Annotated in this window: 4 protein-coding genes and 2 pseudogenes; 5 read left to right on the top strand and 1 reads right to left on the bottom strand. The window is 48.6% G+C overall.

The window, feature by feature from the left end:
• Window positions 1-439 precede the first annotated feature (439 nt).
• The 3 genes and pseudogenes from OSC10802_RS46985 to dnaG all read left to right on the top strand — a co-directional run.
• Window positions 440-820: pseudogene (locus OSC10802_RS46985) on the top strand (transposase); the annotation flags it as partial.
• Window positions 821-897: 77 nt separating this feature from the next.
• Window positions 898-1,434: pseudogene (locus OSC10802_RS43130) on the top strand (IS4 family transposase); the annotation flags it as partial.
• A 131-nt stretch (window positions 1,435-1,565) separates the two neighbouring features.
• A complete protein-coding gene (dnaG, locus tag OSC10802_RS0134085) occupies window positions 1,566-3,560 on the top strand; it encodes a DNA primase (protein ID WP_017721245.1) in 1,995 nt (664 codons plus the stop codon).
• Between the two features lie 64 nt (window positions 3,561-3,624).
• On the opposite strand, the gene tnpA is transcribed toward dnaG, so the two are convergent.
• A complete protein-coding gene (gene tnpA, locus OSC10802_RS0134080) occupies window positions 3,625-4,032 on the bottom strand; it encodes an IS200/IS605 family transposase (protein WP_017721244.1) in 408 nt (135 codons plus the stop codon).
• A gap of 134 nt (window positions 4,033-4,166) precedes the next feature.
• On the opposite strand from tnpA, the gene OSC10802_RS55185 reads away from it, so the two are divergent.
• Together OSC10802_RS55185 and OSC10802_RS55180 are read left to right on the top strand one after the other, a co-directional pair.
• A complete protein-coding gene (locus OSC10802_RS55185) occupies window positions 4,167-4,703 on the top strand; it encodes a hypothetical protein (protein ID WP_232731889.1) in 537 nt (178 codons plus the stop codon).
• The coding region (locus tag OSC10802_RS55180; RefSeq protein ID WP_017721242.1) for a hypothetical protein at window positions 4,687-5,236 on the top strand (550 nt) is incomplete at its 3' end. The genes OSC10802_RS55185 and OSC10802_RS55180, both read left to right, overlap by 17 nt.

Below are 5,236 nucleotides of genomic sequence, written 5' to 3'. Positions count from 1 at the left end.
CGCATAGCGATTGGCTATTAGCAGCTCGCTCTAGCGGCTATAATTGAGCCATGAAAATAAATGGTTCAACAAATCCGCTAGGCAGCTATAATGGGATAATGAAATCACAGTATTCAATAATACAACAGGCCTATATTGGAATAAAAATTCAGGAGTGTTTAAAGATTAAATTTGCTTCTATAATGGGACAGCAAAGGAGAAGAGATATAGCAGCAGTTATATGGGTTAGAACAATAGAAGCTTCGGGAGCGGGGGAGCAAGGGAAGCCGAAATGTAGGTTTCCTAAATGCTTACTGCTATATAGACGTAGGGCAGGCGGCCCGCCTGCCCTCAAGGTCTAATGTTCTAATTTAAGTGGCTACTGCTATAGTTCTGAAACTAATAGTTAAGGCCCGCGAGCCGGCCACAAGTGTCGAATTGTTAAGATTAAACACTTGTGACAGGGAAGAACTCAGGAATATATAGAGTTGTTAACTTTTATGATATTGAAAAGCGCGCCGAGTATAGATTGGCCACCAATCTTGAGCGGGACGAAGTGTCCGATGAAGAGCTTATGTAAATTTACAGATATCGCTGGCACATAGAGTTGTTATGGAAGTTTCTTAAAACTCACCTAAAATTGGACAAGCTGATTACTAAAAATGTAAATAATATAGCCATACAAATTTATGTGTCGCTGATAGCTTACCTCATATTAAAGATAGTAGATATTCCTAACCAATGGGGGACTACGCTACTAGATAAACTCCGCTATCTTCAATGTTGTATGTGTCAAGAAATCAGCTATGTCCACTGGATAGAACGACTCCTCTCTGGGTAAGCATTTTTACTCAGGGCCGGAGAAATGTCAGCTAAAATGTAAAGTTTTGTAACAAAATTCAACACTTGTGGCCCCCTCAATACCTGAAAAACAGCACGATTGATGGGCCAATCCTCACTCATATTTATCAAGCGCAACTCCTGCATGAGGAGTTCGCTCAACCTCTGAATGTGGTGGTTCTGCTCAAGACTCATCAAAGCACTAATGCTCGCCACCACGTCATTTTATTTACCAGTGACCCTGACTTGCCTTACGACAAGTTAATAAATTTTCACAGCCTGCGCTTTCAAATCGAATTTAATTTTCGGGATGCCAAACAATTCTGGGGCCTGGAAGATTTTATAAATGTCAGCCAAACGGCAGTAACTAATGCGGCCAATCTCTCATTTTTCATGGTCAACCTGTCCCATCACCTGCTCGGAACTGGCCGGGGGAAGCATTGTGGGGACAGTGTGCTGGATCTCAAAGCCATCTGTCGAGGCTCAAAATATGTGGCCGAAATCATAAAACTCCTTCCGGAAAAACCTGAGCCAGTTTTATTGGCTCAGATTTTCCAACGTATATCCCGCCTGGGTCGTATCCACCGGCCACCCGCTTGTAGCAACCTCAGCTAAATTGGCAAAGGTATTGTCTCAGAAACCCGGTTCCTGGCCGAACCCCGGGTTCGGGCCGGTTCTGGCCGACGGCATGTTATGCTTAATTATGCCGGCACCGGCGCTTTCGGAGCGCCTCACAAAGAGGACTGATGGACGTTCCCAGCTTGCATCGCGACACCATTGAGGAAGTAAAGCAACGAGCTGACATCGTAGATGTCATCTCGGAGCGCGTCGTGCTCAAGCGGCGGGGCAAAGACTTTGTGGGGCTGTGCCCCTTCCACAATGAAAAATCCCCCAGCTTCACCGTCAGCCCCAGCAAGCAGATGTACTACTGCTTTGGCTGCAGTGCCGGCGGAAATGCGATTCGCTTTCTGATGCAATTCGAGAAGCGCTCCTTCACTGAGGCGGTGCTGGATTTGGCCAAACGCTACGGGGTGCCGGTGCGAGCTCAAGAGCCACAATTGCGGCAAGAATTGCAGCGCTTGCTGTCTGTGCGAGAGCAGCTTTACGAAATTCTGGCTGTGGCGGCGAGTTTTTACCGGCACGCCCTGCACGAGGCAGGAGGGCAGCAGGCTCTGGAATACTTGCAGTCCCACCGGCACCTGAGCGCGGAAACCATCGAGCAGTTCGGGCTGGGTTACGCACCGGCAGGTTGGGAGGTGCTCTATCGCTATTTGGTGGAGTACAAGCGCCAGCCGGTGCAGCTGGTGGAGCAAGCTGGGCTGATTGCGCCCCGAAAATCCGGAGACGGCTACTATGACCGGTTCCGCGACCGCATTATTATCCCCATTCACGACATCCAAGGGCGCGTTATTGGCTTTGGCGGCAGAACCCTCACTGATGAGCAGCCCAAATATCTCAACTCCCCGGAAACCGAATTATTTGACAAAGGCAAAACTCTTTTTGCCCTCGACAAAGCTAAAACTGCTATTGCCAAACAAGACCAAGCTGTGGTAGTGGAGGGATATTTTGACGCCATCGCCCTCCACGCTGCCGGCATCACCAACGCCGTCGCCTCCCTGGGCACAGCTCTGAGCTTGAACCAAGTGCGCCAGCTGCTGCGCCACACCGAATCCAAGCAAATTGTCCTCAACTTCGATGCTGACAGAGCCGGCACCGCAGCCGCCGAGCGAGCCATCGGCGAAATTGCCGGTCTGGCTTATACAGGCCAAGTCCAGCTGCGGGTTCTCAACATTCCCGACGGCAAAGATGCCGATGAATTCCTTAAAAATAGCGGCTCGCCAGAACCCTACCGGCAGCTGCTCGCCACCGCTCCTTTGTGGATCGACTGGCAGCTCGAGCAACTCTTGACGGGAGCTGACCTAAAACAGGCCGCTCAGTTTGGGCAAGTCGCTCAGGCCATGGTAAAATTACTCGGAAATATAGTTAGCGACAACCTGCTGGCACACTACAGCCGCCGGTGTGCGGAACTCCTCAGCCTGGAAGATTCCCGACGAGTTTCACTGCTAGAAAAAAATCTCCTCGACCAAATTGTCCGTCACTGGGAAAAACTCCTGAGACAGGACGCTTCCCTACAAGCTCCCCTGTTTGTCGCCAACCGGCTGAAGTTAAATAATCGCAATTTGCCCCGCCGGCATTCTAACTCCAGCGAGACTTCTGAAAAAATACTGCCGGTTTCTGGCGAGCGCAATCTTTTGGAACAAGCCGAGGCGTTGCTGCTGCGCATTTACCTCCACTCCCCCGAACACCGGCAAGCGGTCAAAGATGCCTTAGAGGAGCGCAATTTGCAATTTAGCCTCTCCCACCACCGGTTCTTGTGGCGGCAAATCTTAGAATTGCAACCGTCTCTTGCCGATCCAGGCCAGCTGATTTCAGCGCTGCAAGACCGGTATGTGGAGTTTCCTAAGGAGATGGCGTTTGTGTCTCACCTGTTTTATCTGGAGGAGAAAACCAAGCTGGACATCTTGCGGCAACCCCTAGTCATTCGAGACGCAGCTGCCGCTCTGGAGCGGGTGATGTGCGAGAAACGCTATCGTTATTTTAACGATCAGTGGCGGCAAACAGACCCGAAAGCCAACCCCGAACTGGCTCAGTTTTCCCAAGAGCAACTGTATGCCGAAAAAGCCCGCATCTGGGAATTAGACCGGCAGCGCCACACCGAAAGAAGACCGGGAGTCTGGTAGCCCCGCATTTTCAAATCGGGGCGGAAAGACGACTCGCCTGATTTATCAGGCGTCACTTATGCCGTCACTTATAATGATGCGGAGCGTTAATGTACGCTTCTATAATGGCTGAACTTACCTTCCCGGTTGTGTCGTATAAATATGCGTGAGCCCACAAAGTAGGGAGTTTAAGCAGGTGCGGGAATTCCTGCCGCAAATATCTTGAAGAGCGCCCCTTAAATGCTTTAACTATTGAGTTGATATGGGTGCTTGGAGCGTGTTCAACCAATAAGTGAGCGCGGTCTGGAGCTATCTCCATGCACTTTATTATCCACTTTTTCTCTGCTGCCACCTCTGTTAAAATCTGACTCAGCCTAAACTTTACGTCTCCTATTAAAACTGGTTTCCGGCGTTTAGGTATCGGGACTAGATGTACCGTCGCCGAAGCGACAGAGTGGTTGTTGTGCCTATATTGCCTGCTTGTCGTCTTCATAATTCTTCACATATACCCCTTGACAGTCCTAAGCGCTTGTTGCTACTGTTGATAGTGTAGCGCGATAGACAAAAGCGTATGGGTGATTAATATTGGCTAGGAGTAAGACAGCATCGTTCATCACGGAACTACCGTTGGTTGTAGACAGCAAGCAAGATGCCGAATTGCTGTCCCGGTTTCAAGCGGCGCGGCAACTGTACAACGCCTGCTTGAATGAAGCGATGGTGCGGATGGAACTATTGCGCAACTCTGAGGCATACAAAGCAGCCAAGAAAATACCTAGAGAACAAAAGTCGGAAAGAAATTTAGCTTTTGGTGATGCTCGGAAACAATATCGCTATTCAGACTACGACATTCAGGCGTATGCTACCATTGTCGCTAACAAATCTAAGTGGATAGGTAAAAAAGTAGATTCCAATACTCAACAGACGTTAGCCAGCCGTGCGTTTAAAGCTAGCGAGAAAGTAATATTCGGACTGGCCAAAAAGGTACGCTATAAAGTCCCCACTAGGTTTAAGTCAGTAGAGGGTAAGACTAACAAACAGGGTATCCGCTGGAAGGATAACCAGTTTGTCTGGGGTAAGTTAGAGCTAACGTCAATAATTGACTGGGATAATCCGGTAATCTTACACGGTCTTACCTCTAAGGTTAAGTATGGTATTGTGGCGTGAACTTAATGGTAAGCGTCGTTGGTATGTTCAGTTAATTAATGAAGGAGTACCGTACCAGAAAGAGAAAAACTTTGTCTCTGATGGAGTAGTTGGGCTAGACCTCAACATATCCAATATTGCCTTTGTGGGAGATAACGGTGCGGGATTATTACCATTTGCAGAGGGAGTGCCAACCTATGAGCGTGAGATAAAAGCCTTACAGCGCCAGATGGAGAGGTCCAGACATGCCAATAACCCCGATAACTACAATTCTGACTTTGAAGGAAAACGAGGGCGCAAGACTGTCGTCAAGAAGGGTAAGTGTAAAAAGGGTAAATCCAAATGGAATAATTCCAAGAGATACCATTGTGTTTCCCGTAAGAAACGTGAGTTAGAACGTAGAAAAGCTGCTTATGCAAAGTCCCAAAACCGTAAGGTGGTTAACGAGATACTTAGGCATGGCAAGAATATCAAAACCGAGAAGGTATCGATAAAAGGCTGGCAGAAGCGTTATGGTAAAGCCATAGCTGCTAAGTCCCCAGGTTTTGTCCAAT

The sequence above is a fragment of the Kamptonema formosum PCC 10802 genome, from assembly GCF_000332335.1.
Lineage (GTDB): Bacteria > Cyanobacteriota > Cyanobacteriia > Cyanobacteriales > Oscillatoriaceae > Oscillatoria.
The sequence above is the reverse complement of the archived record's forward strand: the minus strand, read 5'-3'. Positions and strand labels throughout refer to the sequence as shown.

Bases quoted from the DNA above. Each gene is read 5' to 3' on its own strand.
- dnaG (WP_017721245.1), top strand. From the start codon at position 1,566: ATGGACGTTCCCAGCTTGCATCGCGACACCATTGAGGAAGTAAAGCAA.
- tnpA (WP_017721244.1), bottom strand. From the start codon at position 4,032: ATGAAGACGACAAGCAGGCAATATAGGCACAACAACCACTCTGTCGCT.